Consider the following 26,953-nt stretch of genomic DNA (forward strand, 5'->3'; position numbering starts at 1 on the left):
TCAGAAACCGAGGCTATCCAGCAAATCATCAACCTGCTCCTGATTAACGACGACGTCGGTACGCCCTTCGGCGTTAACCACGGGCCCGTTCATCAGACTATTAACTTCCTCGGTGCGCTTGGTATCCGGCAACACCTCAAGCAGCACACCCATCAAGCCGGTCTCGAGATCCTGCGCAAGACTGACGATTTTCTTGATGACCTGACCGGTCAAATCCTGAAAATCCTGAGCCATCATGATCTCAGTCAACTGGGCATGCGTTCCCTTGGTCTTCTCGGGCAACTGTCCATTCAGGAAGGCACGCGTATCGACTGCCAGCGCCTTGAAATCCTGCGGACCGAGCTGATTGGCGAATACCTTGTCCCAGCGCTCACCGAGCGCCCGGGCGCCATTCTCAATATCATCGACCAGCGGACAGGCAATATCCGTTGCATTGAGTACGCGACATGCGGCCTGCTCGGTCAAATTGGCAACGTAGGCAAGGCGGTCCTTGGCATCGGGCAAGGCAGAAACCGTTTGCGAAAGCAGCTTGTCGTAGCCCAATTGCCCCAGGGTATCGTGCAGCAGCCGGGCCATATGGCCGATACGGTTGAATACAGCCTCCTGCCGGGGCCACTCCTCACCCGTCGGTTCCCCGGTAGCGGAGCCAGGAGCCTCGACCTTCGCCGCTTGCGTCTCGGCAGCAACGCTGTCGAACAGCGCCTGCAGATCATCGCTATCATCGGTAACCGGTGCCTTGGCCACAGCGACTGGGGCTGGGGCTGGCTTGGCTGCCACCGGAGCAAAATCGCCCGCTATCGAGTCAAAGAGCGCCTCGAGATCGTCAGAATCATTGGTTGCAGTCATGATGATCAGGCCTGCCCCATTTTTTCGAAGATCTTGTTCAGCTTCTCCGACAAGGTTCCCGCCGTAAAGGGCTTGACGATGTAACCGCTGGCCCCGGCCTGAGCCGCGGCAATGATGTTTTCCTTTTTTGCCTCGGCCGTGATCATCAACACTGGCAAATGCTTCAGTGTCGGTGTCGCCCGAATCGTCTGCAATAGCGTCAGACCATCCATATTCGGCATATTCCAGTCCGTAACCACGAACTCAAAGCCACCACCCTGCAGTTTTTGCAGTGCAATTGCCCCATCTTCAGCTTCATCGACATTGGTGAAGCCAAGCTCCTTGAGCAAATTACGGACAATACGACGCATGGTGGAAAAATCATCCACCACGAGAAATCTCATTTTCGGATCAGCTGCCATGCAGAACTCCAGAGCTTACTTGTTGTTATCGTTCGATCAACGGGCGCAGCGTATCCGCCAGCGCCTCGGCATCAAATTTAGCGACATACGCGTCCACCCCGACCGACTTGCCCATCGCCCGATTGGCCTCGGAAGAAAGTGAGGAGTGCATGACAACTGGCACCCCTTCGAAGCGAGGATCGGACTTGATATTCTTGGTGAGGACGTAGCCGTCCATTTCCGGCATTTCCGCATCGACCAGAATCAGACGAATTTCGTCACGAATGCTCCGGCCAATCTGCAAGGCATGAGCAGCGATTCCTTGCAGACGCGTCCAGGCCTCCATGCCGTTGGTCGCATGCTTGTGGCGCACACCGAGCTTGTCCAGCACTTCGGATATTTTGCGGCGAGCGACAATCGAATCGTCAACGAAGAAAACGCTGGTTTCAGGATCAACGCGGGCTGGATGAATGTCGACAATCATCGCTTCGCCAAAGGCATTCGCCAGAATCTGCTCGACGTCGAGAATCGACACCAAACCGCCGCCTTCCAACTCGATGACGGCAGTGATCAAGCCCTGATTGGCCGACAATACGCTTTCCGGCGCTTTGACCCGCTCCCAGTCAACCCGAATAATCCGGTCAACTTCATGCACCAGGAAACCCAGGGTACGCTTTGAATACTCGGCGACCATCATGGTCTTACCGAGACCAGGCGGTACACCTTCGAGGTGCATGAACGGCGCCAGCGACAGAACCGGGATGACATTGCCCCGCAATGAAATCAGCCCCTCGACGCCACGCGGCATGTTCGGGGTCTTGGTAATGCGCGGGGTACGCCCGACCTCACGCACCTTGAAGACATTGATGCCGAATATTTCGCGCGTCCCCAGCGAGAAAAGCAGGATTTCCATTTTATTGGAACCTGCCAGACGAGTACGGGCATCGACGCTATCGAGAAGGTTTTTGCTTTCAACAAGATCCATTGTTCTCTCCGACTAGCGCTCAGGCAATTTTGGCGAGTGTCGCGGCGTCCACGCCCAGGCGACGAGCCAGGGTTTCCGAAAGACGCTGCGGTTCAAACTTGGGGACATACTCGTCAACGCCAACCGATTGGCCGAGTTTCTGATTGGACATACCGGACAGCGAAGAATGCATCACTACCGGAACACCATTGAAGCGGGGGTCAGACTTGATTTTCTTGGTCAGGATATAGCCATCCATCTCGGGCATTTCGATGTCGGTCAAGACCAGGTTGATCAGCGCGGAGGCCGGCTTGCCAACTGATTGCGCAAAATTCGCAACCTTCTCCATCTCTTCCCACATCTGACGCCCATTGACCGCGACCACCCCCTTGACGCCCATGACTTCAAGGGTGCGCTGGATCTGTTTGCGAGCCACGCTGGAGTCGTCACAATAGAAAACCGTCACATCCGGACGGTCTACCGGCACGACACCGCGGAACATGATCTCATTGTCGATGCTGGTCGTCTCGGAAAGCACTTTCTCGACATCCATCATCATCACCAGACGGCCATCAACAAGTTCAGTCACAGCTGTGACCAGGCCGCCGGTCTGCGCCGTCAGCATTTCCGGCGGCACCCGCATCTTGCTCCAGTCCAGCCGGAGGATGGTATCGACCCCCTCCACCAGGAAACCCTGCGTATGGCCGTTGTACTCCGTCACGATCATTATCTCGCGCGGCGTTTCGGCGGAAATCCCCGAGTATTTGGCAAGGTCGATGACGGGAACCAGGGCCCCGCGCAGGCTGACCATCCCCTCGACCGAGGAGGGCATATCAGGCGCGGCAGTAATCAGCGGCGTGCGCATCACTTCGCGAACCTTGAAAACATTGATCCCGTAAGTCTCGCGGCGACCAGTGCGCTGATCCACGCCAAGGAAGAAAAGCAATATTTCGAGCTTATTGGTGCCGGCCAACTTGGTCCGTGCATCAATATTCTTCAGCAACTCCGACATCGTCATCCCCTCGCAATTCGTGCAATCGGCTTGTTTTCATGGCTATGGCGCCGAGGCGAACCTAGGATACACGCTTTTCTATGAGCTTCAAACCGCGCTCCAGCCAACCATTTCGGGCAAATCCAAGAGCTGCCCGCACTCATTCAAAGTATCGGCCAATCTCGGGCCGACTTTAGCAAATCTGGAACAACTTGCCAAAATTGGCAATATCCAGCACTTGTTTAACGTTACCACGAACACCACTCAAGCCGACCTCCTTGTTGGCGCCACCCATCTTGTCGCGCAACATCAGGAGCATGCCCAGGGCCGAACTGTCGAGATAGTCGACTGCCGAGAAATCCACGGTCACTGCCCGGACCAGCGCATCGGCGACCAGCGGTTCGTAGGCGCCCCGAAATTCACGGTGGGTATTGAAATCGAAACGACCGCTCAATTTGATGATCGCCTTGGCCCCATCCTTGATCACGTTTGCTTGCATGGTTTTTCCTATCGAAAATCGAGGTTAACTTTTTCTAGTGTAATACTTTAGCAATAGGCGGCAAACCGCCAGCCTGCGATTAGCGACTCACTGCCAGCAATGTTCGACGCGCCATCTCGTCAAGCGGACACTGCTCTTCGACAGCCCCGACCAGAAACGCTTCGCGCGGCATGCCGTAGACCACGCAACTCGCTTCGTCTTGCCCGAGTGTTCGGGCGCCAGCCTGACGCATGCGCATCAGCCCCTGGGCGCCGTCCTTGCCCATGCCGGTCAGGATCACCCCCACCGCCTGCCGGCCAACGACTGCCGCCGCCGAGTCGAACAGCACATCGACTGAAGGGCGGTGCCGATTGACCGGCGGCGTGGCGAGCAGTTCGGTAACAAGGCCGGAGGCCGAGCGCTTGACCTGCAAATGCGAATGGCCCGGGGCGATGAAGACCTTGCCTGGCTCCAGTTTTTCGTTGCCTTTCGCCTCGATGACCGTCGGCTGGCAAAGGCTGTCGAGCCGTCGGGCGAAGGAGCCGGTAAAGGATTCGGGCATGTGCTGGACGATCATGATCGGCGGGCAATCGGCCGGTATACCGAGGAGGAACTCCTTGATCGCCTCGGTGCCGCCGGTCGACGCGCCGACAAAGATGATTTTCCCGCTGCTGGCGGGACGCCCGGCCAGGGAGGTGCTGACAGACGGGACAACGGCGGGCGCGATCTCTGACTTCATAACCTGACGGCGCAGGCGCGCCCCTTTGGCAGCACGGATTTTTTCGACCAACTCTTCGGCATAGATTTCCATCGTCTTCGCGCTGTCGGCCCGCGGCTTCCCGATAAAGTCGATCGCCCCCAGCTCGAGTGCCTTCAAGGTCGTGTCCGAGCCGGCCTGGGTGTAAGCCGAAACCATGACGACCGGCATCGGCCGCAGACGCATCAGACGCTCGAGAAATTCCAGGCCGTCCATTTTGGGCATCTGAACATCGAGCGTCAGCACATCGGGATTCAATACCTTGATCATTTCCCGGGCCGTTGGCGCATCGGGAGCCGCCCCGACGACTTCCATGTCTGGCGCAGAATTGATCATTTCGGTCAGCAAGCCGCGCATCAGCGCAGAGTCATCAACGACCAGAACACGAATCTTCATTGACATCAATCCGGCACAAATCCATCAAAAAGAGATGCGGATGCAAAGGCCCGCATCAAATAAACAACTCGACGTCGCCTTCGACCTTGGTGACGGACAGGCGATCCTTGTAGTCCCGCTCGCGACTGAACAGCGTTTCGTTATGGACGCGATGCAGTTTTTTGACCAGAACCCGACCGGTAGTCGGGAAATAGTAGACTTTTCTCGGATATGAATCCAACAAGTCCTTGGCCACCACCGGGATCTTTTCGGTTTTCAGATAATCAAGCACAAATTCGGCATTCCGGGCGCCGACATTGCTGCTCGACAAGCTGGCTAGCACCGCACCGCCCCCAAATACCTTGGCTTCCAGACGATTGCGGCGCGCCCCCATTTTCAGCAGATGGTTGATCAGCACTTCCATGGCGTAGGTACCATAGCGGGCCGATGAACTGACATGGCCCCGCCCGCCGTCATCCGGCAACATGAAGTGATTCATGCCGCCGATGCCGGAGTCGGTATCCCGAATGCAGGCGGCGACGCAGGAACCCAGCACGGTAACCAGCAACATATCCTGATCGGAAACGAAATATTCCCCCGGCAGTATCTTGGCCGCGGGGGCGTCGAAATTCCGGTCGTAGTAGCGATTGCTGGACAGGTGCTCGTCGTAGGCGTGCTGCACAGGGCTCCCTGGAGATAGGATTAGCGGGGCTTGCTCAGGGCATAGACCGTCTTGCCCAGAGATTTGAAGAGATCGGCGGCGTGCAGGAAGCTTTCGGAATGGCCGGCAAACATCAGGCCATCCGACTGCATCATCGGCGCGAAGCGGGAAAGGATCTTGTACTGGGTCGGCTTGTCGAAGTAGATCATCACACTCCGGCAGAAAATGATGTCGAGCGGCCCTTTTACCGGCCAGTTCGGCTCCAGCAGGTTGATCCGCTGAAACTCGATCAGGCGCTTCAGTTCCGGACGCACGGCAACGTAACCTTCCTGCGTCCCGGTGCCGCGCAGGAAAAACTTGCGCAAGCGCTCGGGCGAGAGCTTCTCGACCCGGTCCAGCGGATAGACGCCTTTTTGCGCCGTGGCCAGCACATTGGTATCGAGGTCGGAGGCAATCACCGAGACATGCGAGGTATTGGCCCCGAAGGTTTCGGCGATGGTGATGGCGATCGAATAGGGCTCTTCGCCGGTCGAGGCGGCCGAACACCAGACCCGGATCGGCCGCGAACTGCCCAGCTTGCGCAGATGCTCGGCAAAAATCGGGAAGTGATGCGGTTCACGGAAAAACGAGGTCAGATTCGTCGTCAAGGAATTGACGAAACGCTCCCACTCATCGCCGCCATTCTTTTCCAGCGCATCGAGATACTCGGCGAAGCTTTGCTTACCGGTGGCGCGCAACCGCCGGGCCAGGCGGGAATACACCATATCCTGCTTGACCGGCGACAGCGAGATGCCGGCATGTTGATAAATCAGCTTTCTGACCCGCTCGAAATCCGCCGTCGAGAAGAAAAACTCGCGCAGGCTTGTTTCCCGTGCCGGCAGCGGACGCGTTGCGCCCAGCCCGGATGCACTGATACCGGTGGTGCCCGGCTTACGTATTTCAGCCATGATCAGAACTCTTCCCACTCGTCATCAAGTGAAACGGGCAATGCCGCCTTGCGCATGCTCAGTCGCTTGGCAGCGGGCGCCGGCTTTCTCACCTCGGCTTTTTGCACTTCTGGCGGGGTTGACCGCAGCAGTGGCGTATTGACCGCCTCCTGCCCGACCCGGAACACCGCCACCGACTCGGCCAATTGCCGCGCCTGCTCTTCCAGGCTTTCTGCAGCCGCAGCCGCTTCTTCAACCAAGGCGGCATTCTGCTGCGTCACCTGATCCATCTGCCCGACCGCCAGGCTGACCTGTTCGATCCCCGAACTCTGTTCGCGACTGGCGGCGGCGATATCGGTCATGATGCCGGTGACCCGCTTGATGCTGGCGACCACTTCCGACATGGTGCGCCCGGCCTGATCGACCAGACGATTGCCACGCTCGACCCGATCCACCGAGTCCGAAATCAAGCCCTTGATTTCCTTCGCAGCCGTCGCGCTGCGCTGGGCCAGATTGCGCACTTCGGTCGCCACCACGGCAAAGCCGCGGCCCTGCTCACCGGCCCGCGCTGCCTCGACCGCGGCATTGAGCGCCAGAATATTGGTCTGGAAAGCGATGCCATCGATCACCCCGATGATGTCGGCAATCCGGGTGCTGGCCTGATGGATGGAGGCCATGGTCTCGACCACCTGCCCCACCACCTCGCCGCCCTTCTCCGCCACATTCTGCGCCGAGCCGGCCAGGCCGTTGGCCTGCCGGGCATTTTCCGCATTCTGGCGGACCGTCGCCGTCAGCTGCTCCATGCTCGAAGCCGTTTCCTCAAGACTGCTCGCCTGCTCTTCCGTCCGGCTGGAGAGATCCTGATTGCCCGAGGCGATTTCCTTGGCTGCCGTATTGATCGCGTCGGCCGAACCCTGGATATCTCCGACCAGTTCGCGCAGACGGGTCACCGTTTCGTTGGCATCGTCGCGCAGCTTGGCAAAGGTACCCTGATACTCGGTATCGACCGTACAGGTCAGATCGCCGCCGGCTACCCGTTCGAGCAAGCCGGCAATTTCGCCGATCGCCGAACCGCTGGTCTCCAGCAGGCTGTTGATGCCACTCCCGAGCTCCTTGTAAAAGCCTTCGAGCGTATCGGTATCGAGCCGCGCTTCGAGATCGCCGGCCGACGCCTTGCTGATCAATGCGGCGACCGAACGCTGGGCATTCAACTCGGCAGTCCGGTCCACCCACTCGCCGACCGTACCCAGTCGCTGGCCGCGCTCATTGACGATCGGGTTGGTCAGGACGTTGTAGATTCGCCCACCGATATCCATTTCCGTACTGCGCGTCTGCTGCAATTCACGCAGCGACTGCAGCGCGGCGGCCGGATTCTCGTAGAAGCTACCGATATTGCTGCCGACAAAACGGTCGACCGAGAAATCCGGCTGCTTTTGCCGCAGGCCGTCCTCGATGCTGCGCAAGGTATTGAGCAGACCGCGGTTGGCGTAGATCACCGTGCCATCGTCATCGGCAATGCGCAGATTGGCCGAGACGCAATCGAGCGCAATGCGGATGCGCAGGTTGTCGTTGGCCAGGCGAATACTCTCCGCGACATTGAAGCCCTGCTGAATCTGCATCGACTGCAAGCCCTGCAAGACTTTGCCCATTTCATCATTGCGGGAAATATCGACATTACGGGTGAAATCGCCATTGGCCAGCGACTGCATGGTCTCGATGGTGGCGGCGATCGGCCGCGTTACCGAGCGAATGATCAGCCCGGCGATCACCACCCCGGCGGCACAGGCGGCGGCAACCAGGAGCAGCACCCAGAGCCGCAACTGGGCCAAGCCCTCGTTGCTGGCCAGCAATTGCGCCCGGCTCAACTCGTTTTGTTGCTGCAGCAACTGGTCGGCCTTTTTGGCGGCTTCCGTATATAACGGGTTGATCCGCTTGAGCAGGATTTCATTGGCCTCGCCGAACTTGCCTTCGGCCAACGCCCCGCGTGCTGCCAGCAAACCGTCACTGACAAAAAGCTGGCGGGCTTGCTGGTACTCATTGACCAGGGCTTGCTGCTCGGCCGAGGCAACCGCTTTTTTATAGACTTCCCACTGCCGACCGATCTCGGCGATATTCCTGTCGATCGCCCCGAGATGGAAATCCAGGGTGTGGTCGTGTGCTTTGGCGTAAGCCCCGCTCGGGTCGTGCTGCAAGGCGAGCAGCACCTGCGACCGGTTATCGGCCATCAGCTTGCCGATCACAGCCAGCGCCTGTACCGGTTCAAGACGATCGTGATACAGCCCCTCCACGGCGTCATTACTGCGCCCGACACCCCACAACCCCATGCCGGCGACCACCACCAGCGCCAGCAGCAAGGCGGCAAAGCCCGCCACCATGCGACTCTTCAAGGACAGCGCGGCGAACAGACCGGGACCACCGCTGACCACCTGGCCATGACGGATCTGCGAACGGCCGGCCCGTTTCTCGCGGAACAGCCGATAGGCACTATCCGCCGCCGCAATCTGCGCCTGGCTGGCCTTGCGGCGCACCGACATGTAGCCGGTGACCTGGCCGTTTTCAAGGATTGGGGTCGCCGTCGCCAGCACCCAGTAAAAATCGCCATTCTTGCAGCGATTCTTGACCAGGCCAGTCCACGGCCGTCCATCCTTCAGGTCCCGCCAGAAATCGGCGAAGGCCTCGACCGGCATGTCGGGATGACGGACAAGATTGTGCGGCTGACCAACGAGTTCCGACTCAGTGAAGCCGCTGATATTGATGAAGTCCTTGTTGATGTAGGTTATCTGGCCCTTGAGATCGGTTTTCGAAACGATCAAGGTATCGTCGCCGAGGGTCACCTCGACATTGCTCACAGGAAGATTGGTTCGCACGTTCGCTCTGTTGGTCTGGTGATTGTTGTTAGAACTCGGCCCATTCGTCATCGCCACGCGCGATGCTGTCCGGCACTTTCGCAGGGCTGGCACGACTGCCCAGGCGAACCGGTTCCCGATACGGCAGGGCAGCTGGCGTCTTGCGGGCGGGCGGCTCGCTGTGACGCGGCTGGGCAACACTCCGTTCGACGTTGTGCGTCAAGGCGAAGACCGAAACCGACTGCGCCAGGCTGCGCGCCTGTTCCTCCAGACTTTCGGCGGCGGCAGCGGCCTGCTCGACCAGCGCGGCATTTTGCTGGGTGACCTCGTCCATCTGGCTGACCGCCAGACTGACCTGCTCGATGCCGGCACTTTGCTCCCGGCTGGCATCCGAAATATCGGCCATGATCTTGGCCACACGCTTGATGCTCGCCACTACTTCTTCCATCGTCCGCCCGGCCTGATCGGCCAGCCGGTTGCCGGCCTGCACCTTGTCCACGGAGTCGGAGATCAGGCCCTTGATTTCCTTGGCGGCCGCCGCGCTGCGTTGGGCAAGATTGCGCACCTCAGTGGCGACCACCGCGAAACCACGGCCCTGTTCGCCGGCCCGGGCGGCCTCGACGGCCGCATTGAGGGCGAGAATATTGGTCTGGAAAGCAATGCCGTCGATGACACCGATGATGTCGGCAATCTTGTTGCTCGACTGGTGGATGGCGCTCATCGTCTGCACCACCTGACCGACGACTTCACCGCCCTTGACCGCAACTTGCTGGGCGTTGCCGGCCAGTTCGTTGGCCTGCCGCGAGTTGTCGGCATTCTGTCTGACCGTGCTGGTCAGTTGCTCCATGCTGGAGGCCGTTTCTTCCAGGCTGCTCGCCTGCTCTTCGGTCCGACTCGACAGATCCTGGTTGCCCGAAGCGATTTCCTTGGCCGCCGTATTGATCGAGTCCGTCGCATCCTTAATCGACAAAATGATCTCCTGCAGGTTGTCGACCGTAACGTTGGCGTCATCCTTCAACTTGCCAAGCATGCCTTGATACTGGGTATCGATTTTTTGCGTCAGGTCGCCGCGCGACATCCGGGCGAGCATGGCACCGACATCATCAAGGGCACGGGTATTGGCCGCCAGCAGGTTATTGATGCCTTCCGAGATTTGCTTGAAGAAGCCGGTCATGTGCCCTGCATCAAGACGCTTGCTGAAATCGCCGGCCACCGCGGCATCGATGATATCCGAGACTTCCTTCTCGATAGCCACTTCGGCCGTGCGATCTCGCCACTCGACTACCGTCCCCAGGCGCTCACCACGTTCATTGACGATCGGACAAGCAACCAGGCTGAAATAACGGCCACCGATGTCCATTTCGGCGCGGTGCATGCCCTTCAAACCGGCCAGCAGATTGCGCTGGTGGCTCGGCTGCTTGTGATAGATGTCGAAGTTGGAGCCGAGCATGGCATCAGCCCGGAAATTGGGCAGTTGCTTGCGCAGATCGCTCTCGGCGGCCCGCATCATTTCCAGCACTGCCGCATTGCAGTAGATGATCTTGCCGTCCGGGTCCGCCACCATCACGTTGTTCGAAGTCACATCCAGCGCCACCTTGATGCGCAGCGTCTCATCGGCCACCCGGCGGTCTGCCTCGATACGCCCCTTCAGTTCGGAACGCATTTTCTCCAGCGCACGCATCAGGTCGGCCACCTGATCGCTGCCGGAAACCTCGATCCCTTGTTCAAGATCGCCGGCTGCGACGGCATCGGCCACCTTGACGGCGCGGGCCAGCGGCAAGGTGATGCTGCGGGCGAAGACAAAGGAAAACGCCGCAATCAGTGCGGTAACCACAATGGCCAGCGCCAGCATCAGCTTGGCGGTCGAGTCGTAGGTCTGCTGGGCGGCAAGATGCATGTTCTTGCCGCTTTCGGCGTAATACTGGCGCAGCGCATCGGCCGCCTCGCTCGCCTTGGCGTAGGCCGGACGAACGGCTTCGGCATAGATATCGGCTGCTTTGTCAAAATCGCCGGCCTGCAGGGCGGCGCTGGCGACCATCAGGCCATCCTTGACGAAAACGGCGCGCGACACTTCATAAGCTTCGGCCAGTTTCTGTTCCTGATCATTCAGCTGGCGCGACTTGAACTGCGCCCACAGTGCGGTAATCGTGTCCCGGTTCTTGGTCACCTGATCGGTATGCAAGCTGATCGGATGGTCGTGCCGGGCCGCCTGCTTGCCGGCCGGGTCATGCAGCAGCCCGGCGACGATCTGCAGGTTGTTTTCCGCCATCAGCGTCTGAATCCGCAGGACAATCGCCCCCGGCTCCAGCTTGTCGCTATAGATCGACTCGGTGGCCCGGTTCAGATCGCGCATGTAGGTTAGCGCCACGATCACCAGTACCGCAAACCAGAAGGCCATGCCGAGCGCCTGCCAAAAGAGCCGGCTACCAATCCGCATATTATTCAGCATCTTCACTCTCCTTTGCCGCACACCGTCAGGCGCTTGCGTTGTCGATCAGTTCCATGTCGGCGCTGGTCATCAGGCGCTCGATGTCGGTGACGATCATCATTCGGGAATCCATCGAGGCCAGCCCCAGGATATACTTGGTATCGAAGGTCCCCGAAAAATCCGGGGCCGGGCGAATTTGCGAGGCAGTCAGCGAAATGACATCGGAAACGCTATCGACGACCACGCCGATCACCCGCCCCGCCACGTTCAGGATGACGACGACGGTAAAGGGGGTGTATTCGATCTTGCCCAGATTGAATTTGATGCGCAGATCGACAATCGGCACGATGATACCGCGCAGGTTGATTACCCCCTTGATGAAGGGCGGCGCATTGGCGATCAGCGTCGGCGGCTCGTAGCCGCGAATTTCCTGCACCTTGAGAATATCGATTGCATATTCTTCGTTGCCCAGCGTAAAGGTCAGATATTCGCTGGCGATCAGATCGTCTTCGCCTGCTGTCACCCCGCCATGCGTCATCGCTTCCATTGTCTGCTCCTTGTTGCGGCCGTCAGCCGGCTTTCTGCATATTCGATTTGGCCATGCCGGCGATCGCCGACACGTCGAGGATCAGGGCGACATGCCCGTCGCCCATGATGGTTGCCCCAGAAATTCCGTTCACCCGGCGATAATTGGCCTCCAGGCTCTTGATCACCACCTGGTGCTGGCCGAGCAAGGCATCGACGAACAAGGCGGCCTTGGCGCCATCGGCATCGAGCACGACCATGATCCCCTGCGTCAAATCACTCCAGCCCGACTTCAGGTTGAAGACCTCGTGCAAGACCACCACCGGCAGATATTCGCCGCGCACCTGCATGACCCGGGCCTGGTTGGAAAGCGTTTTGATATCGTCGGCTTCGGGCTGCAGTGACTCGACGACATAGGAGAGCGGCAGGATGTAGGTCTGATCGCCGACCGCCACCGACATGCCGTCCAGGATGGCCAGCGTCAGCGGCAAGCGGACGGTCATCCGGGTGCCGACGCCGAACATCGACTCGATCTCGACCCGCCCGCCCATCGCCTGGATATTGCGGCGCACGACATCCATGCCGACGCCGCGCCCGGAGACATCGGTAATCTGCTCCGCAGTCGAGAAGCCCGCTTCGAAGATCAGATTGAAGACTTCGCTGTCAGTCATCTGATCGGACACCTGCAGGCCGCGTTCGCGGGCCTTGGCCAAAATCTTCTGGCGGGGCAGGCCGGCGCCGTCATCCCCTACTTCGATAACGATATTGCCGCCCTGGTGATAGGCCTTCAGGGTAATCGTCCCGACCGGATTCTTGCCTGCGGCAATGCGCTTTTCGGGCAGTTCGATACCGTGATCGAGGCTGTTGCGTATGAGGTGGGTCAGCGGGTCGGCAATACGCTCGATCAGGCTCTTGTCGAGCTCGGTCGTTTCACCGGAAGTTTTCAGTTCGACCTGCTTGCCAAGCTTGTTGGAGAGATCACGCACGACACGCGGGAAGCGCGAGAAAACAAAGGAAATCGGCATCATCCGGATGGACATCACCGACTCCTGCAGGTCACGCGTATTGCGCTCGAGCTGGGCGAGGCCGTTCAGCAAGCGCTCCGGAGCGTTCTCCTGCATCTGGCTCGAAGTCTGCAACAACATGGCCTGGGTAATCACCAGTTCGCCCACCAGATTGATCAGCTGATCGACCTTCTCGATGCTGACCCGAATCGATGAATCGCTGGCGGCCGCGGCGGATGCCGCCGAGCGCACGGCCCTGGCGGGCTCGCGGGCCAGGCTGGCAACCGCGGTTGGTAGCTGGGCAAGCGGCGCCGGCTCGGACGATTCGGCAACAGTTTCGGGCACCGGCGCCGGCAAGGGCACAAAGAACCCATAACCCTCGCCCTCGTCAAGCGTCGGCGGCACGATGGAATCGCCACCGGCAGCGGACAGGGGGGCAAAAAACCCGTAGCCATCACCATCTTCAGGCAAAGCAGTGGGTTCGGTGATCTGGGCTGGCGTTACCGCAGACAAGGGCTCGAAAAAACCATAGCCATCATCATCGTCTGCCGCCTCGACCGCCGCCGCGATCTCCCCCAAAGGGCGCTCAACAAGCGGCTCGAAAAAGCCATAGGCCTGCTCTTCATCCGGCGCCCCGGGAGCCTCGGCAAAAAACCCGAATTCATCAGCCGTCGCAGCCGACTTGTCTTCAGCAACCCGCCAGGCGCCATTGTCGGCGACAAAATCGATCTGATCGGCGAAGTCGCTCTCCACACCAGCCGTCGTCAGACGCAGTTGCCAGAAGCCGACGCCATGCGGTGCATCGTCCGGCTGGCTGAGAATATCCAGCTGACCAAAAGCCCGCAGATCTTCCAGCAAGTGGACAACGCCATCGCCTTTGGCCGACGCCTCGGTCGGCACAAACTGAATATCGAAAATACGCTTGCTGGCAAGGTTGACCGCAGGCCTCGCCTGGCCAGCCGGTTCGACCGGCGCTGCAACGGCGACCACCGCCTCATCGGCGGACAACTGGCGCAAGCGGGCACAGATCGCCTCGACCGCCGCCTGATCCACCGCCCCCCGGCCCTGGTGGGCCTCGAGCATTTCGCGCAGTACGTCGCCGGACTCGAGGAACGCGTCCACCATGTCGGCGCGCAATTCCAGTTCCTGCTTGCGAATACGATCAAGCAGGTTCTCGAGAATGTGTGTTGTATCGGCCAGATCGGTGAAACCGAAAGTTCCGGCACTCCCCTTGATCGAATGCGCGGCGCGGAAAATCGCATTCAGTTGCTCCGTATCCGGATTCTCGACGTCCAGATCGAGCAGGAGCGCTTCCATTGCCGCCAAGTGCTCCGCCGACTCATCGAAGAACACCTGGTAGAACTGACTCATGTCGATAGCCATGCTACCCCCTAAGCACGGCCGCCATCAGCGCGGCAGCCGGAAATCGAATGCAACGAACACCAGCCAATGGCGGTGCCGGTGTCAGCTTCAGCCGATTACCTTGCGCACGACTTCAATGAGCTTCTGCGGGTCGAAGGGCTTGACCAGCCACCCCGTCGCACCGGCCGCCCGGCCTTGCGATTTCATCGCATCGGAGGACTCGGTGGTCAGCATCAGGATAGGCGTTGAGGCGTATTGCGGGATGCCACGCAAACTCTTGATCAGGGTCAGGCCATCCATGCGCGGCATGTTTTGGTCGGTCAACACCAGGTTCACGCTTTTTGCCTTGGCCTTGTCCAGCCCATCCATCCCGTCCACTGCCTCGATCACCTCATATCCGGCACTCTTCAGGGTAAAGGAGACCATTTGACGAATGGACGCCGAGTCATCTACTGCAAGAATGGTTTTAGCCATGTTTTCCTCTAGTGCAAATCAGAACAACCCGACATCACCGCTGGCGTGGCCGGATTGCCTGACAGGATTGTTATCCACGCCCTTTTTCAGGGCCCTTAATTTTTGCGACAGTGGCTCGACGTGTGCGCGCAAGCCAGTCAGTATCTTCAGCGTGCCGGTCGGGCACTTGCCATCGCCGGCTCATCCCCGAGCATCACCAACTAGCCGGCGGTTCCCTTGCCGACATTGGGCAACTTCAGACCTTCGGGCACCGCCTCCTCGTTGGGAACCTCGGACTCCGGTCCTTCTTCCTGGAGGATCGCCATTTCTGTTTTCTGGTTCAGTACAACAATGCTGATCCGCCGGTTGACCGAATTCAGCGGATCATTTTTATCGAACAGCACGGTGGAGGCCAATCCGACCACCCGCAACACCTTGCTGTCATCCATCCCGCCCAGCACCAGCTCGCGTCGCGACGCGTTGGCACGGTTGGCCGAGAGTTCCCAATTGGAAAAACCGCGCTCGCCGCCGGCAAATTGTGCGGCGTCGGTATGCCCGGCCAGACTGACACGATTGCTGACACCATTGAGCGCCTTGCCGATCTGGCGCAGGATATCCCGCGTGTACGGCTTGAGATCGGCGCTGCTCGAATCAAACATCGGCCGGTTCTGCTCATCGACGATCTGGATGCGCAAGCCCTCGGACGTGATATCGAGCAACATCTGCTTTTTGAACTGGGCCAACTGCGGACTCTGTTCGATCATTTTTTCAATATCGGCCTTCAAGAGCTCCAGACGCTCCCTCTCCTTGCGCCGAAACTCGGCTTGAGCCTCCTTGGAAAAGGAAGTTGCCTTCTTTGCCTCAACATCCCCCTTCTTGACCTGCCCGGATTGCCGCGTCAGATCCTTACCGCCGCCCTGAAGCACACTGGTCGCATCGCCCGACCCCGCCCCACCTTGCTGGGAAAGCTTGAGCGGGTTCTGGAAAAAGTCGGCAATACCCTGCAAATCGCCCTTCGCGGTCGAGCCCAGCAACCACATCAGCAGGAAGAAGGCCATCATCGCCGTCACGAAGTCGGCATAGGCAATCTTCCAGGCGCCACCGTGCGCACCGCCGGCTACGACCTTCTTGCGCTTGATTATTATTGGACGTGTGGAATCGTCGCTCATCTCTCAGACCTGATCATTGGCAACAGAATCACTTACCCTTGCGCGCCTTGAGTTCTTCCTCCAACTCGCGGAAGCTCGGACGCGAGTGGGAGTCCAGAGTCTTGCGACCGAACTCGATCGCCACCTGGGGAGCATAGCCGGACATTGAGGCCAGCAAGACCATCTTGATGCATTTATAGATCGTCGAACTTTCGTGCGACTTTTGCTCGATCAGCTTGGCGATCGGTTCAACAAAGCCATACGCGATAAGAATACCAAGGAAGGTGCCGACCAGCGCCCCACCGATCATCTTGCCCAGCACGGCTGGCGGCTGGCCGACCGAGCCCATCACGTTGACCACCCCCATCACCGCGACCACGATACCGAAAGCCGGCGTCGCACCGGCAATATTTGACACGACATGCCCCGGCTCGGCCCCCTCGTGGTGATGGATTTCCAGTTCGACATCCATCAGGCTCTCGATTTCGACCGTATTCAGATTGCCGCCCACCATCATGCGCAGGTAATCGGTCGTAAACTCCATGATGTGATGGTCATGAACCAGTGCCGGATACTTGCTGAAAATCGGGCTGGCCTCGGGGTTCTCGACATCCCCCTCAATGGACATCAACCCTTCTTTACGGACCTTGGCCAGAATCTCGAAGAGCATCGCCAAGGCGTCGATATAGAAGGCTTTGTTGTATTTCGAGCCCTTGACCACGCCAGCGACGGCAGCAAGCGTCGCCTTGATCACCTTCATGTCGTTGGCGGCAACGAAGTAGCCAATCACCAGACCAACGATAGCCACGTACTCGGTTGGCACCCACAAAGCGAGCAGGCTGCCGTGAATGGCGTAGGTACCCAGCGCCGCTGCCAGAATGATGACATAACCGATGATTAGAAACATGTAGAGCCCCTGAGTGCGCCCAACTGGCAGTGGCGCAAATGTGCATACTTATTTGTGTTCGCTATTGTAGCCACAGGCTCCGCCGTAGTGCAAAGGAAGACGCTGCGCCCACCTGCTTATCCCCCCTCTTTCCAGCAGGTGGACAGTGATAAACTTAAAACCATTGCCTCCGCCAGGAATTCGCGTGATCAGATACTGCAACCGCTGCGGCGCCGATGTCTCGTTCATCGTACCGGCCGGCGACTCACTCCCCAGATTCGTATGCAATAGTTGCGGCCATATCCACTACGAAAACCCGCGCCTCGTTGTCGGTTGCGTGGCAACCTGGGAAGAACGCATCCTGATTTGCCGACGGGCCATCGAACCACAACTCGGCTTCTGGACCTTGCCGGCCGGCTTCATGGAAAACGGCGAAACCACCACCGAAGCAGCAACCCGGGAGACCATGGAGGAAGCTGGCGCAAAAATCATCGTAGACGCCCCTTTTGCCATGGTCAGCATCGCCCACATCAACCAGGTGCACCTCTTCTATCGCGGCCGCCTTGCCTCGCCGGACTACGCAGCAGGTGAGGAAAGCCTGGAAGTGGCCTTGGTTGCCGCCAATGAAATCCCCTGGAACGAACTGGCTTTTCGTAGCGTCCGGCATTGCCTGGAACGCTTTCTCGAAGACCGGGCCAGCGGTCGCTTCCAATTCCACGAAACCGCACTGACCCCGCTGGCCAGCACGCCCTGATCACTCATCAAGGGAATAACGCACCGGCAGGCTGACGCTAACCGCCTTACCGCGCAACGACTCCGGCAGCGATGCCGCGAGTACGGCCTGGCCGATCATCTCCAGTGCCTGACGATCCAGGATCTCATGCCCGGAGCTTTTGCCCAGAGAAACCAGAGGCAAAGCCCCGGGAATCGGGATGCTGATGGTGACGGTCACCACGCCCTCCCAGTTACGCTCACGGGCCAGCGCCGGATAGCGTTTATAGCGCCGCGCCTCTTTGGCCAGCGCAAGACGATACTGGCGCAAACCGTCGGCATCGATGACTTCCGTCGGCATAGCGGTGATCGTTTGCATAGCGGGAGCAGCCACTCCATCATCCTTGGCTGGTGAAACGGAGGATAGTGCTGCGGTAGACGGCCTATTTTCGGCCAAAACCGGCGCCTCGGAACGCGAGTTTTCCCGCGCCGGCGCAATGATGCGTTCCGGCCTGACTCTGAGGCTTTTCGGAACCACCCGCTCCTGCTCCGAATGAGCCGGCGCCTCCGGCACCGCCGCTCTCGACAGAACGGCCTCAAGCGCCTTGGGGACCGAAGCATTGATCGGCACCAACGGCAACTCCATGACCCGCAAACCCAAAAAAAATAGCAGATGCAGAAACAGGGAGGCGATCAGGGAGCGCAGCAACATAGGCCCGATTATTCGCTAATTCGACGCCCAAAAAAACAACCCCCGCCAGAAATACATGGCGGGGGAAATTCCGCCCGAAAGCGGAGAATGCCGCAAGGGCTTATTTGCCCAGCTTGCGGGACTCTTCTTCCATCTTGCTGGAATAGAGCTTACCCATCACACCGCCGATGACCAGAACGCCAATAATGACGACCAGGCTCATCAGACCGATATCGCTACTAAACAACAGTTCCCATGCCATGTGCCACCTCCCAGTAACAAAATTAAACTACTTATTAGCCCTGGCCGTCAGGCGCAGCGGCTCCTCTGAATCAGCCAACCAGTCGCCCTGCAAGCGCCACTGACCAGCGGGATCCTCAATCGACACCAACCAGCGCCCAGTGACATCAGTACTCAGTTTGCCGGTGTACAAACCCTGTCCGTCAGAAGTCAGTTCGATCAACTGATCCTGACCAGCCCGTGTCGGGTGAGCGAGTTTCAAGCTGATCGTCGATGGCAGCCCGGCATCGCCCTCGGCGCGAAGCAGCAGACGAAGGTTCAAGCCTGAACGCATCACGTCACCGTGTAACCCCAGGCTGCTCGCCTGATGGTCGCGCTTCAGGGTCTGATTTACCGCCAACCCCTGCTTGTAATAGTCATCGGTTACCAGACCGTCGTTACTGACCACGGCCAACCATGTGGTGACCACGCCGGCGACGATCACGACTGCCGGGCCAGCCATCAGCAGCCAGGGCCAGCGCTCCTTGTACCAGGGTTGGTTGCTCGTGCGCAGTGTCATTGCATTACTCATGTCAGGGCATCAGGAAAGAGGCCTTCTCGTGAACCGCGATGGCATCGTGATTCAGGGCCTTGATATCAAAATAAATCGTGTTGGCGCCTTTTTTGCCAGACTCTGGCGGCACCCGCACAACAATGGTCACTTCGTGGTTTTCGGCACTGTCCACCGCAACGATTCGCTCGCCGACAATTTCGATGCCATCCATCCCCTCCACCGACAGCGCATAACGCTTGGGCTCTTCGGTGGTATTCATCACTTTCAGGTTATAGACGTTTTCAATCCGGCCATCGTCAGCCTCCCGGGCGAGAATCGAACGGTCACGGATGACATCGACCTTTAACGGCACGCGCGAAGCCAGCGACCAGGCTGAAGCCACAACGATGCCGAGCAGGATGACCGTGTAGAGCAGAATACGGGGCCGGACCACATGCGCCACGACATCCTTCAGCGAGAAGTGCTTGGCTAGGGCATTTTCAGTCGTATAGCGAATCAGGCCGCGCGGCAAACCCACCTTGTCCATCACCGGGTCGCAGGCATCGATACAGGCGCCACAACCGATACATTCATACTGGATGCCATTGCGAATATCGATGCCGGTCGGACAAACCGCCACGCAAAGACCGCAATCAACGCAATCGCCGAGACGCCCCGCCGTCGTATCTGCACTCTTCTTGCGTGCCCCACGAGGCTCCCCGCGCTCGGGGTCGTAGGTAATAACCAGCGTATCAGGGTCAAACATCACCCCCTGGAAACGCGCATAGGGGCACATGTACTTGCACACCTGCTCGCGCAGGAAACCAGCCTGCATGTAGCAGAAGCCACCGTAGAACAGGATCCAGAACAGCTCCCAGCCGGAAAAATCAAACGGCAGAGCAGCCAGCAACTCCCGCATGGGCGTGAAGTAGGCAACCAGCGTAAAACCAGTCCAGATCGAAATCAGCAACCAGACGGCGTGCTTGCTCGCCTTGAGACGCAGTTTGCGTGCGGTCAACGGCCCCTTGTCGAGTTTCAGTCTGGCCGAGCGATCCCCCTCAATACGGTTCTCCACCCACATGAAAATCTCGGAGTAAACCGTTTGTGGACAGGCGTAACCACAGAAAAGACGACCGGCAACCGCAGTAAACAGGAAAAGAGCGTAGGCCGAAATAATCAGCAGCAGCGCCAGATAGAAAACATCCTGCGGCCAGAGCACCAGGCCAAACAGGTAAAACTTGCGCTCCACCAGATGAAAGAGGACCGCCTGCCGATCATTCCACAGCAACCACGGCGTGCCGTAAAAAAGAATCTGGGTAAACCAGACAAATACCCAGCGCCAAGTGTTCCACCACCCCTTGACGTCGCGAATGTAGATCTTTTTATGTTTTTCATAAAAAGAGACCGTCGCCGGAGGAGCAGACTTCTTGGAGTTGAGTTCGGTAGGTTCCATGCACTTGACCGTATCGGTAGCAAAATTACGCTGGGCAACTGTTTGCAGGCAGCAAGCAAACGTAATTTTGGTACAGATCAGATACTAACAACGTTGCCAGATAAGAAAAACGGGGCGGCGAACCGCCCCGCATCGACAAACGATATTACTTGGCGCCTTGGCTCAGGCTGAGCACATAGGCAGACAGCAGATGAATCTTGGCATCACCGAGGAACTCCTTCCAAGCCGGCATCTTGTTCTGACGGCCGTTGGTGATCGTTTCGGTGATGGTAGCTTCGGAAGAACCGTACAACCAGACCTTGTCGGTCAGGTTCGGGGCACCAAGAGCCTGCATACCCTTGCCATCCGGGCCATGACAGCCAATACAACCGGAGGACGCAAAAGCTTCCTTGCCCTTGCCGGCACGCACTGAGTCATTCGGCAGACCAGACAGCGAACGGACAAAGTTTGCCAGATCCTTGATGGTATCCGCACCCAGGTGTGCATGCGGCGGCATCATGCCCATGCGGCCATTGTTGATGGTTTCCTTGAGTTGCTCAGGAGCACCACCATACAGCCAGTCGCTGTCGGCCAGGTTCGGGAAACCCTTGGCACCACGCGCATCGGCACCATGACACTGCATGCAGTAGGTCAGATACAGACGCTTGCCCATTTCCATCGCTTGCTTGTCGCCAGCCACAGCCTGCAGATCCATGGCCATGTACTTGTCGAACAGCGGCTTGACGGTAGCATCCATCTTCTCGACTTCAGTCTTGTGCTGGCCAACGGCAGTCCAACCCAGCATGCCCTTGAAATTACCCAAGCCCGGATAAAGCGCCAAATAAACCAGGGCAAAGATCACGGTGATGACAAACAACCAACTCCACCACTTGGGCATCGGGTTGTTGTACTCCTCCAGGGTCTCGTCCCAGACATGGCCCATGGTCTTGCCGGGCGTGAAGGTCGCTTTGCCCTGAACGATCAGCAACACGGCGCAGGCAAGAATACTCGCCACGACGATCACAATCACGTACAGGTTCCAAAAATCGCTAACGAAATCGCTCATTTGCTTTCCTTTATTTCAGCGCTGGTGCGACGTTGTGGACGCCGCACCTTCGTCATCATGCTCTGCGAACGGCAGGTTGGCAGCTTCATCAAACCCCTTTTTACTGCCCCTGGCATAAGCCCATGCAACAATCCCGAGGAAGCAGAGCAGCCCCAGAACCGTCGTGATGGAACGCAGATCGTTGATGTCCATGGCTATTACTTGGTGTTCTTCAGAGCCGTACCCATACCCTGCAGGTAGGCAATCAGAACGTCCATTTCGGTCATGTCGCCGATCGCCGCCTTGGCACCCTTGATTTCTTCATCAGAGTAGGTCGGGATACCGCGAGCATTCGCGTAGCCACGCATGATTTGCATCTTCTTCTCGATGTCGGCGCCCACCGAATCCTTGGCCTTGGTGTTTGCCAGGAAGGCAAAGGCAGGCATGTTGGATTCCGGCACCACGTCACGCGGATTCATCAGGTGGGCACGCTGCCATTCGTCGGAGTAACGGCCGCCGACACGATGCAGGTCCGGACCAGTACGCTTGGAACCCCACTGGAACGGGTGGTCATAAACGTATTCGCCGGCCACGGAGTAATGGCCGTAACGTTCGGTTTCAGCGCGGAACGGACGAATCATCTGCGAGTGGCAAAGGAAGCAGCCTTCACGGATATAAACGTCACGACCAGCCAGACGGGCCGCATCATAGGGCTTCAGACCTTCAACCGGCGTCGTGGTCGACTTCTGGAAGAAGAGCGGAACGATTTCGAGCAGGCCGCCCCAAATCACGGTGAGCAGCGTCAGGACGATGAGCAATCCAACGCTTTTTTCAATTTGCTCGTGCTTGATCATTATTATTTCTCCCCAATCAGGCGTGATGAGCGGCAGGAACAACCACCGGCACATCCTTCACTTTGCTGCCGGCAATGGTCTTGAACATGTTGTAAGCCATGATCAGCATGCCCGTCAGGAACAGAACGCCACCCAACCAGCGAATTGCCCAGAACGGATAGGAACCCTTGACCGATTCAACAAAGCTGTAAGCCAGCGTGCCGTCGGTATTCACCGCACGCCACATCAGACCCTGCATCACACCGGCGATCCACATCGAGGCGATGTAAAGCACGGTACCGATGGTGGCGATCCAGAAGTGAACCGTGACCAGCTTGGTGCTGAACATTTCCTGCTTGCCGAACAGGCGGGGCAGCAGATAGTAGATGGAACCGATGGAAACCATGGCAACCCAGCCGAGAGCACCGGAGTGCACGTGACCGACCGTCCAGTCCGTGTAGTGCGACAGCGCGTTGACCGTCTTGATCGACATCATCGGACCTTCGAAGGTAGACATACCGTAGAAGGACAGGGAAGTGATCAGGAACTTCAGAACGGGATCATCGCGCAGTTTGTGCCAGGCGCCAGACAGCGTCATGATGCCGTTGATCATGCCACCCCAGGACGGAGCCAGCAGAATCAGCGAGAAAACCATACCAACCGATTGCGTCCAATCCGGCAGCGCGGTGTAGTGCAGGTGGTGCGGACCAGCCCACATGTACGTAAAGATCAGCGCCCAGAAGTGAACAACGGACAGACGATAGGAGTAAACCGGACGGCCTGCCTGCTTCGGAACGAAGTAGTACATCATGCCCAGGAAGCCAGCAGTCAGGAAGAAGCCGACTGCGTTATGGCCATACCACCACTGGATCATCGCATCCTGCACACCGGAGTAGGCAGAGTAGGACTTGGTCAGCGAAACCGGCACGGCGGCGCTGTTAACCAGGTGCAACAGGGCGACGGCGATAATGAAAGCACCGAAGAACCAGTTGGCAACGTAGATGTGGGAAACGGTACGCTTGGCAATAGTGCCAAAGAAGACCAGCGCGTAGGAAACCCAGACCAGCGTGATCAGGATGTCGATCGGCCATTCCAGTTCAGCATATTCCTTGCCGGACGTAATACCGAGCGGCAGGGTAATCGCAGCCAGAAGAATGATGATTTGCCAGCCCCAGAACGTAAAGGGAACCAGCGGGCCGCCCCAAAGGCGGGCGTGACTGGTACGCTGAACGCACCAGTAAGATGTTGCAAATAGTGCACAGCCACCAAAAGCAAAAATAACCGCATTGGTGTGCAACGGACGAAGACGTCCAAAATGCAGCCAGGGGCCAATATTCAGCTCCGGCCACACAAGTTGCGCAGCAATGATGACACCGACAAGCATGCCGACGATGCCCCAGATGACAGTCATGACGGCAAATTGCCGTACGACCTTATCGTTGTATGTGGTTTGCGTTCCAGACATGAACCCACCTCTCGTTAATGAAAAACAGAATGTCCACCTCCCTGAACCCAAGGCGGCGCATAAAAGCGGATGGTATTCTAGATTAATAGCGGGGTTTTGACCTAGATCAATCTACCGATTATCTAGCCGGAAATAGTCCGAAATACCTAGCATTGGCGCCATTTTCGCGCCTCGCGTGGACAAAAAAAGGGTGCGTCGTAACGCACCCCAACCCCAACAGAGAATTTTTGCCAGGCACTCGCCTCGCATCACCCGAATAATGCCCAGCTATCGAGTCCGGGGCGTTGACGCAGGTCAAATCTTCTCCGTATTGTTGTTGTCTGGCTGACGGGCATTTTGCGCCGGTGGCGGACGCTCATCGTCATCCATCAAGACCCGGAAGCCCGGCCCCTCGAGATCATCGAACTGTCCACTGCGCACCGACCACCAGAAGGCAAGGGCGATACCGAAAACCAGGATGACCGAAATCGGAATCAGCAGGTAGATACTTTCCATCAATCTTTCTCCAGGCGCTGAATGCGCAGGGAATTGAGCACAACCAGCAGAGAACTGGCCGACATGCCGATCCCCGCCAGCCAAGGCGTTACATAGCCGGCAATGGCCAACGGCAACGCGACAAAATTGTACGCAAAGGACCACCACAGGTTTTGCCGAATGATGAGCAAAGTCCGCCGCGCCCGGCGCAAGCCGTGGCGCAGGTGATCGAGATTTTCGGAGAGCAGCACAAAATCGGATTGCGTCCGTGCCAGCTGCGCACCACCGCCCATAGCAACCGAGACCTGGGCCTGCGCCAGCACCGGCGCATCATTGACCCCATCGCCAACCATCGCCACCACCGCCCCGGTCGCCTGCAACTCCTTGACACAGGCATACTTGCCCTGCGGAGTAACCCCTGCCCGAACGTCGTCAATCCCCAACTCGCCAGCCACCCGCCGGGCAACCGACGGCGCATCGCCGGTTAATAACAACACATGCCGGCCAGCGGCACGCAATTCACCAACAAGGGCCTTCGACTCGGGACGCAATTCGTCGCCAAGTCGAAAAAGGGCCAGACAGGCATGAGTGTCGGCGAGCAGCACGACGGTTTCGCCGCTTTCCAGCCAGTCGACCGCAGCACTCGGCAGCGTGGCCCCGGACAGCGCCAGCGCATAGCCCGGCCGGCCAATCCGGAACTTCCGGCCATCAACCAGCGCCTCGACGCCCTGCCCCGGCTCGCTGATGACCTGTTCCGCGGTCGGCAAATTGGTGCCGGCCGCCTGGCGCAGCGCGGTAGCTACCGGATGTTCGGAGGATTGCTCCAGGGCTGCCGCGATCGCGACACATTCAAGCTCGCTCAGGTCCGCCGTCGCCTGCACACCGCAAAGATGCATCCGCCCACTGGTCAAGGTCCCGGTCTTGTCGAAGACAAAATGAGTCGCCCGCGCCAGCGTTTCAATGGCATGCCCGCGCGTCACCAGCAGACCATCCTTGGCCAGCGCGCCAGCCGAAACGGTCAGCGCAATCGGTGTCGCCAGCGACAAGGCACAAGGGCAGGTCACCACCAGCACCGAAACCGTGATCCACAATGCCTTGGCCGGATCAACGAAATACCAGCCCGCAGCAACCAGCACGGCAATCAGCAGCAAGACCGCAACAAATATGCTGGCAATGCGATCAGCCAATTCAACAATGTGCGGCTTTTCGGTCGCGGCCCGTTCCATCAACTGGATGATGGCCGACAGACGAGTTCCGTCGCCGACCTGCTCGACGCGAACCACCAGCGGGCTTTCGGCATTGATCGAACCACCGGTCACCGGATCGCCCGGCACCTTGGCCACCGGCCGGCTTTCCCCGGTCAGCAAAGCCTCGTTGGCACAACTGACCCCCTCGATAACCCGGCCGTCGGCCGGCACGATATCGCCAGCCCGCACCAAGACGTAATCCCCAGGCAGCAAATCCGCCACGACGCGCTGCTCGGTGCTGCGGTCGACCGGGAAATTGGGCATTTTTTGGGCAAAGGCTGGCAACAGCTTGGCCAATGCCTCGGTCACGCCCAAAGCCTTCTGCCGCGCGTTCATCTCCAGATAGCGCCCGCCGAGCAGGAAAAAGACAAACATCGTCACCGAATCGAAATAGACTTCGCCGGACTGGACAAGCGTTGCCCACAGGCTGGCGACGAAAGCCGCCCCCACCCCAAGGGCTACCGGCACGTCCATGCCGACCCGACGCAACTTGAGGTCACGCCAGGCATTGCGGAAAAAGGGAGCCGACGAATAGAAGATCACCGGCAGCGTCAGCAGCAGGCTGGCCCAGCGCATCAGGCTTTCGATATCGGCCGTCATGTCGCCATTGGCGATATACACCGGGTAGGCGTACATCATCACCTGCATCATGCCAAAACCAGCCACCCACAGGCGCCACATTGCCTCCCGCCGCTCCTTGCGGGAAATCTCCTCATTCTTGGCGGCATCGTAAGGGTAGGCACGGTAACCGATAGCGGCGATCGCTCCCAGGATGTCGGACAGCTTGATCTGTGCCTCATCCCAGCGGACGCGAGCCCGCCGCGTCGCATAATTGATATTGACTGCGGTCACGCCCTTCAATTTACCGACATGCTGCTCGTTGAGCCAGATGCAGGCGGCGCAGGTTATGCCCTCAAGCAACAGCGAGGCTTCGCGCTCGCTCTCGCCCAGCGCCTTGACGAAACTTTTCTGGAAATCAACATGATCGTAGAGCGCCAACTGCTCAAGGATCGCCGGCATCGCCTCGCGCGGCGACTCAGGCAACGCATCGCGACTCCGGTAATAGTCCGCCAGACCGTTGTCGACAATCGACTGCGCCACCGCCTGGCAGCCATAGCAGCACATGGCACGCGGCAGACCGGCCACCGTGACCGGCAAATCTACATCGTCAGGAATCGGTTGGCCGCAGTGGTAGCAGGAGTCTTCAGACATGCAAATAAAAAAGGCACCGAAGTGCCTTCTTGGTCAATGGC

The 26,953-nt window shown here is 58.6% G+C and carries 26 protein-coding genes; 1 reads left to right on the top strand and 25 read right to left on the bottom strand.

Annotation, left to right across the window (positions count from 1 at the left end; all coding sequences use genetic code 11):
- From cheZ to motA, 15 genes are all read right to left on the bottom strand, one after another.
- Positions 1-846, bottom strand: coding sequence for a protein phosphatase CheZ (cheZ, locus tag AT959_RS14290; protein ID WP_066884184.1), 846 nt, complete (start codon positions 844-846; stop codon positions 1-3).
- 5 nt (positions 847-851) lie between these two features.
- Positions 852-1,247 carry a chemotaxis response regulator CheY gene (gene cheY / locus AT959_RS14295; RefSeq protein ID WP_066884186.1) on the bottom strand — a complete coding sequence of 132 codons (396 nt, stop codon included), beginning with the start codon at positions 1,245-1,247 and terminating at the stop codon, positions 852-854.
- A gap of 25 nt (positions 1,248-1,272) precedes the next feature.
- Positions 1,273-2,211, bottom strand: coding sequence for a chemotaxis protein (locus AT959_RS14300; protein ID WP_066884188.1), 939 nt, complete (start codon positions 2,209-2,211; stop codon positions 1,273-1,275).
- A 19-nt stretch (positions 2,212-2,230) separates the two neighbouring features.
- On the bottom strand, positions 2,231-3,202 hold the full coding sequence (locus tag AT959_RS14305; protein ID WP_066884190.1) for a chemotaxis protein: 972 nt from the start codon (positions 3,200-3,202) through the stop codon (positions 2,231-2,233).
- 172 nt (positions 3,203-3,374) lie between these two features.
- A complete protein-coding gene (locus AT959_RS14310) occupies positions 3,375-3,680 on the bottom strand; it encodes an STAS domain-containing protein (RefSeq protein ID WP_066884193.1) in 306 nt (101 codons plus the stop codon).
- A gap of 79 nt (positions 3,681-3,759) precedes the next feature.
- Positions 3,760-4,812: a protein-glutamate methylesterase/protein-glutamine glutaminase gene (locus AT959_RS14315; protein ID WP_083518417.1), complete on the bottom strand. Its 1,053-nt coding sequence runs from the start codon at positions 4,810-4,812 to the stop codon at positions 3,760-3,762.
- 55 nt (positions 4,813-4,867) lie between these two features.
- The gene (cheD, locus tag AT959_RS14320; RefSeq protein WP_066884197.1) at positions 4,868-5,473 is read right to left on the bottom strand and encodes a chemoreceptor glutamine deamidase CheD; all 606 of its coding nucleotides are present in this window, start codon (positions 5,471-5,473) and stop codon (positions 4,868-4,870) included.
- Positions 5,474-5,493: 20 nt separating this feature from the next.
- Positions 5,494-6,399: a CheR family methyltransferase gene (locus tag AT959_RS14325; protein ID WP_066884199.1), complete on the bottom strand. Its 906-nt coding sequence runs from the start codon at positions 6,397-6,399 to the stop codon at positions 5,494-5,496.
- Positions 6,400-6,401: 2 nt separating this feature from the next.
- Positions 6,402-9,245, bottom strand: a complete 2,844-nt coding sequence (locus tag AT959_RS22030; RefSeq protein ID WP_066884201.1) for a methyl-accepting chemotaxis protein — start codon at positions 9,243-9,245, stop codon at positions 6,402-6,404.
- Positions 9,246-9,273: 28 nt separating this feature from the next.
- A complete protein-coding gene (locus tag AT959_RS22035; protein WP_157651312.1) occupies positions 9,274-11,673 on the bottom strand; it encodes a methyl-accepting chemotaxis protein in 2,400 nt (799 codons plus the stop codon).
- A gap of 25 nt (positions 11,674-11,698) precedes the next feature.
- Complete coding sequence (locus AT959_RS14340; protein WP_066884204.1) at positions 11,699-12,199, bottom strand: chemotaxis protein CheW; 501 nt, start codon at positions 12,197-12,199, stop codon at positions 11,699-11,701.
- 22 nt (positions 12,200-12,221) lie between these two features.
- Complete coding sequence (locus tag AT959_RS14345; RefSeq protein ID WP_066884206.1) at positions 12,222-14,564, bottom strand: chemotaxis protein CheW; 2,343 nt, start codon at positions 14,562-14,564, stop codon at positions 12,222-12,224.
- Between the two features lie 87 nt (positions 14,565-14,651).
- Positions 14,652-15,017, bottom strand: a complete 366-nt coding sequence (locus AT959_RS14350) for a response regulator (RefSeq protein WP_066884208.1) — start codon at positions 15,015-15,017, stop codon at positions 14,652-14,654.
- A gap of 200 nt (positions 15,018-15,217) precedes the next feature.
- Positions 15,218-16,165, bottom strand: a complete 948-nt coding sequence (gene motB, locus AT959_RS14355) for a flagellar motor protein MotB (protein ID WP_066884210.1) — start codon at positions 16,163-16,165, stop codon at positions 15,218-15,220.
- 28 nt (positions 16,166-16,193) lie between these two features.
- The gene (gene motA / locus AT959_RS14360; RefSeq protein WP_066884212.1) at positions 16,194-17,051 is read right to left on the bottom strand and encodes a flagellar motor stator protein MotA; all 858 of its coding nucleotides are present in this window, start codon (positions 17,049-17,051) and stop codon (positions 16,194-16,196) included.
- A 187-nt stretch (positions 17,052-17,238) separates the two neighbouring features.
- Here motA and AT959_RS14365 point away from each other — a divergent pair, with 187 nt between their 5' ends.
- Positions 17,239-17,784 carry an NUDIX hydrolase gene (locus AT959_RS14365; RefSeq protein ID WP_066884469.1) on the top strand — a complete coding sequence of 182 codons (546 nt, stop codon included), beginning with the start codon at positions 17,239-17,241 and terminating at the stop codon, positions 17,782-17,784.
- Here the strand turns inward: AT959_RS14365 and AT959_RS14370 are convergent, their stop codons facing one another.
- The 10 genes from AT959_RS14370 to AT959_RS14410 all read right to left on the bottom strand — a co-directional run bounded on the left by AT959_RS14370 (position 17,785) and on the right by AT959_RS14410 (position 26,912).
- Complete coding sequence (locus AT959_RS14370; RefSeq protein WP_066884214.1) at positions 17,785-18,453, bottom strand: energy transducer TonB; 669 nt, start codon at positions 18,451-18,453, stop codon at positions 17,785-17,787.
- Between the two features lie 100 nt (positions 18,454-18,553).
- Positions 18,554-18,694 (bottom strand): DUF3149 domain-containing protein, encoded by a 141-nt coding sequence (locus AT959_RS20610; protein ID WP_083518418.1) that lies wholly within the window; start codon positions 18,692-18,694, stop codon positions 18,554-18,556.
- A gap of 27 nt (positions 18,695-18,721) precedes the next feature.
- Entirely contained in the window at positions 18,722-19,231 is a 510-nt protein-coding gene (locus AT959_RS14375; protein ID WP_240481842.1) for a FixH family protein, read from the bottom strand.
- A gap of 13 nt (positions 19,232-19,244) precedes the next feature.
- A complete protein-coding gene (ccoG, locus tag AT959_RS14380) occupies positions 19,245-20,657 on the bottom strand; it encodes a cytochrome c oxidase accessory protein CcoG (RefSeq protein ID WP_066884218.1) in 1,413 nt (470 codons plus the stop codon).
- Positions 20,658-20,802: 145 nt separating this feature from the next.
- Positions 20,803-21,702 carry a cytochrome-c oxidase, cbb3-type subunit III gene (ccoP, locus tag AT959_RS14385; RefSeq protein WP_066884220.1) on the bottom strand — a complete coding sequence of 300 codons (900 nt, stop codon included), beginning with the start codon at positions 21,700-21,702 and terminating at the stop codon, positions 20,803-20,805.
- A 15-nt stretch (positions 21,703-21,717) separates the two neighbouring features.
- Positions 21,718-21,894: a CcoQ/FixQ family Cbb3-type cytochrome c oxidase assembly chaperone gene (locus AT959_RS14390; RefSeq protein ID WP_066884223.1), complete on the bottom strand. Its 177-nt coding sequence runs from the start codon at positions 21,892-21,894 to the stop codon at positions 21,718-21,720.
- Between the two features lie 5 nt (positions 21,895-21,899).
- Positions 21,900-22,541, bottom strand: coding sequence for a cytochrome-c oxidase, cbb3-type subunit II (ccoO, locus tag AT959_RS14395; RefSeq protein WP_088178985.1), 642 nt, complete (start codon positions 22,539-22,541; stop codon positions 21,900-21,902).
- 10 nt (positions 22,542-22,551) lie between these two features.
- Positions 22,552-23,979 (bottom strand): cytochrome-c oxidase, cbb3-type subunit I, encoded by a 1,428-nt coding sequence (ccoN, locus tag AT959_RS14400; protein WP_066884228.1) that lies wholly within the window; start codon positions 23,977-23,979, stop codon positions 22,552-22,554.
- A gap of 294 nt (positions 23,980-24,273) precedes the next feature.
- Complete coding sequence (gene ccoS, locus AT959_RS14405) at positions 24,274-24,474, bottom strand: cbb3-type cytochrome oxidase assembly protein CcoS (RefSeq protein WP_066884230.1); 201 nt, start codon at positions 24,472-24,474, stop codon at positions 24,274-24,276.
- Positions 24,474-26,912 carry a heavy metal translocating P-type ATPase gene (locus AT959_RS14410; RefSeq protein ID WP_066884232.1) on the bottom strand — a complete coding sequence of 813 codons (2,439 nt, stop codon included), beginning with the start codon at positions 26,910-26,912 and terminating at the stop codon, positions 24,474-24,476. Before AT959_RS14410 ends, ccoS begins: the two co-directional genes overlap by 1 nt.
- Positions 26,913-26,953 lie beyond the last annotated feature (41 nt).

The sequence above is a fragment of the Dechloromonas denitrificans genome, from assembly GCF_001551835.1.
Classification (GTDB): Bacteria; Pseudomonadota; Gammaproteobacteria; order Burkholderiales; family Rhodocyclaceae; genus Azonexus; species Azonexus denitrificans.

Bases quoted from the DNA above. Each gene is read 5' to 3' on its own strand.
- ccoN (WP_066884228.1), bottom strand. From the start codon at position 23,979: ATGTCTGGAACGCAAACCACATACAACGATAAGGTCGTACGGCAATTT.
- cheZ (WP_066884184.1), bottom strand. From the start codon at position 846: ATGACTGCAACCAATGATTCTGACGATCTCGAGGCGCTCTTTGACTCG.
- AT959_RS14375 (WP_240481842.1), bottom strand. From the start codon at position 19,231: ATGACACTGCGCACGAGCAACCAACCCTGGTACAAGGAGCGCTGGCCC.
- AT959_RS14310 (WP_066884193.1), bottom strand. From the start codon at position 3,680: ATGCAAGCAAACGTGATCAAGGATGGGGCCAAGGCGATCATCAAATTG.
- AT959_RS14345 (WP_066884206.1), bottom strand. From the start codon at position 14,564: ATGGCTATCGACATGAGTCAGTTCTACCAGGTGTTCTTCGATGAGTCG.
- AT959_RS14390 (WP_066884223.1), bottom strand. From the start codon at position 21,894: ATGGACATCAACGATCTGCGTTCCATCACGACGGTTCTGGGGCTGCTC.
- ccoP (WP_066884220.1), bottom strand. From the start codon at position 21,702: ATGAGCGATTTCGTTAGCGATTTTTGGAACCTGTACGTGATTGTGATC.
- AT959_RS14340 (WP_066884204.1), bottom strand. From the start codon at position 12,199: ATGGAAGCGATGACGCATGGCGGGGTGACAGCAGGCGAAGACGATCTG.
- AT959_RS14325 (WP_066884199.1), bottom strand. From the start codon at position 6,399: ATGGCTGAAATACGTAAGCCGGGCACCACCGGTATCAGTGCATCCGGG.
- AT959_RS14305 (WP_066884190.1), bottom strand. From the start codon at position 3,202: ATGTCGGAGTTGCTGAAGAATATTGATGCACGGACCAAGTTGGCCGGC.
- motA (WP_066884212.1), bottom strand. From the start codon at position 17,051: ATGTTTCTAATCATCGGTTATGTCATCATTCTGGCAGCGGCGCTGGGT.
- ccoG (WP_066884218.1), bottom strand. From the start codon at position 20,657: ATGGAACCTACCGAACTCAACTCCAAGAAGTCTGCTCCTCCGGCGACG.
- AT959_RS14350 (WP_066884208.1), bottom strand. From the start codon at position 15,017: ATGGCTAAAACCATTCTTGCAGTAGATGACTCGGCGTCCATTCGTCAA.
- AT959_RS14315 (WP_083518417.1), bottom strand. From the start codon at position 4,812: ATGAAGATTCGTGTTCTGGTCGTTGATGACTCTGCGCTGATGCGCGGC.
- AT959_RS14370 (WP_066884214.1), bottom strand. From the start codon at position 18,453: ATGTTGCTGCGCTCCCTGATCGCCTCCCTGTTTCTGCATCTGCTATTT.
- AT959_RS14410 (WP_066884232.1), bottom strand. From the start codon at position 26,912: ATGTCTGAAGACTCCTGCTACCACTGCGGCCAACCGATTCCTGACGAT.
- motB (WP_066884210.1), bottom strand. From the start codon at position 16,165: ATGAGCGACGATTCCACACGTCCAATAATAATCAAGCGCAAGAAGGTC.
- cheY (WP_066884186.1), bottom strand. From the start codon at position 1,247: ATGGCAGCTGATCCGAAAATGAGATTTCTCGTGGTGGATGATTTTTCC.
- AT959_RS20610 (WP_083518418.1), bottom strand. From the start codon at position 18,694: ATGGCATGGGAACTGTTGTTTAGTAGCGATATCGGTCTGATGAGCCTG.
- ccoS (WP_066884230.1), bottom strand. From the start codon at position 24,474: ATGGAAAGTATCTACCTGCTGATTCCGATTTCGGTCATCCTGGTTTTC.
- AT959_RS22035 (WP_157651312.1), bottom strand. From the start codon at position 11,673: ATGCTGAATAATATGCGGATTGGTAGCCGGCTCTTTTGGCAGGCGCTC.
- AT959_RS14300 (WP_066884188.1), bottom strand. From the start codon at position 2,211: ATGGATCTTGTTGAAAGCAAAAACCTTCTCGATAGCGTCGATGCCCGT.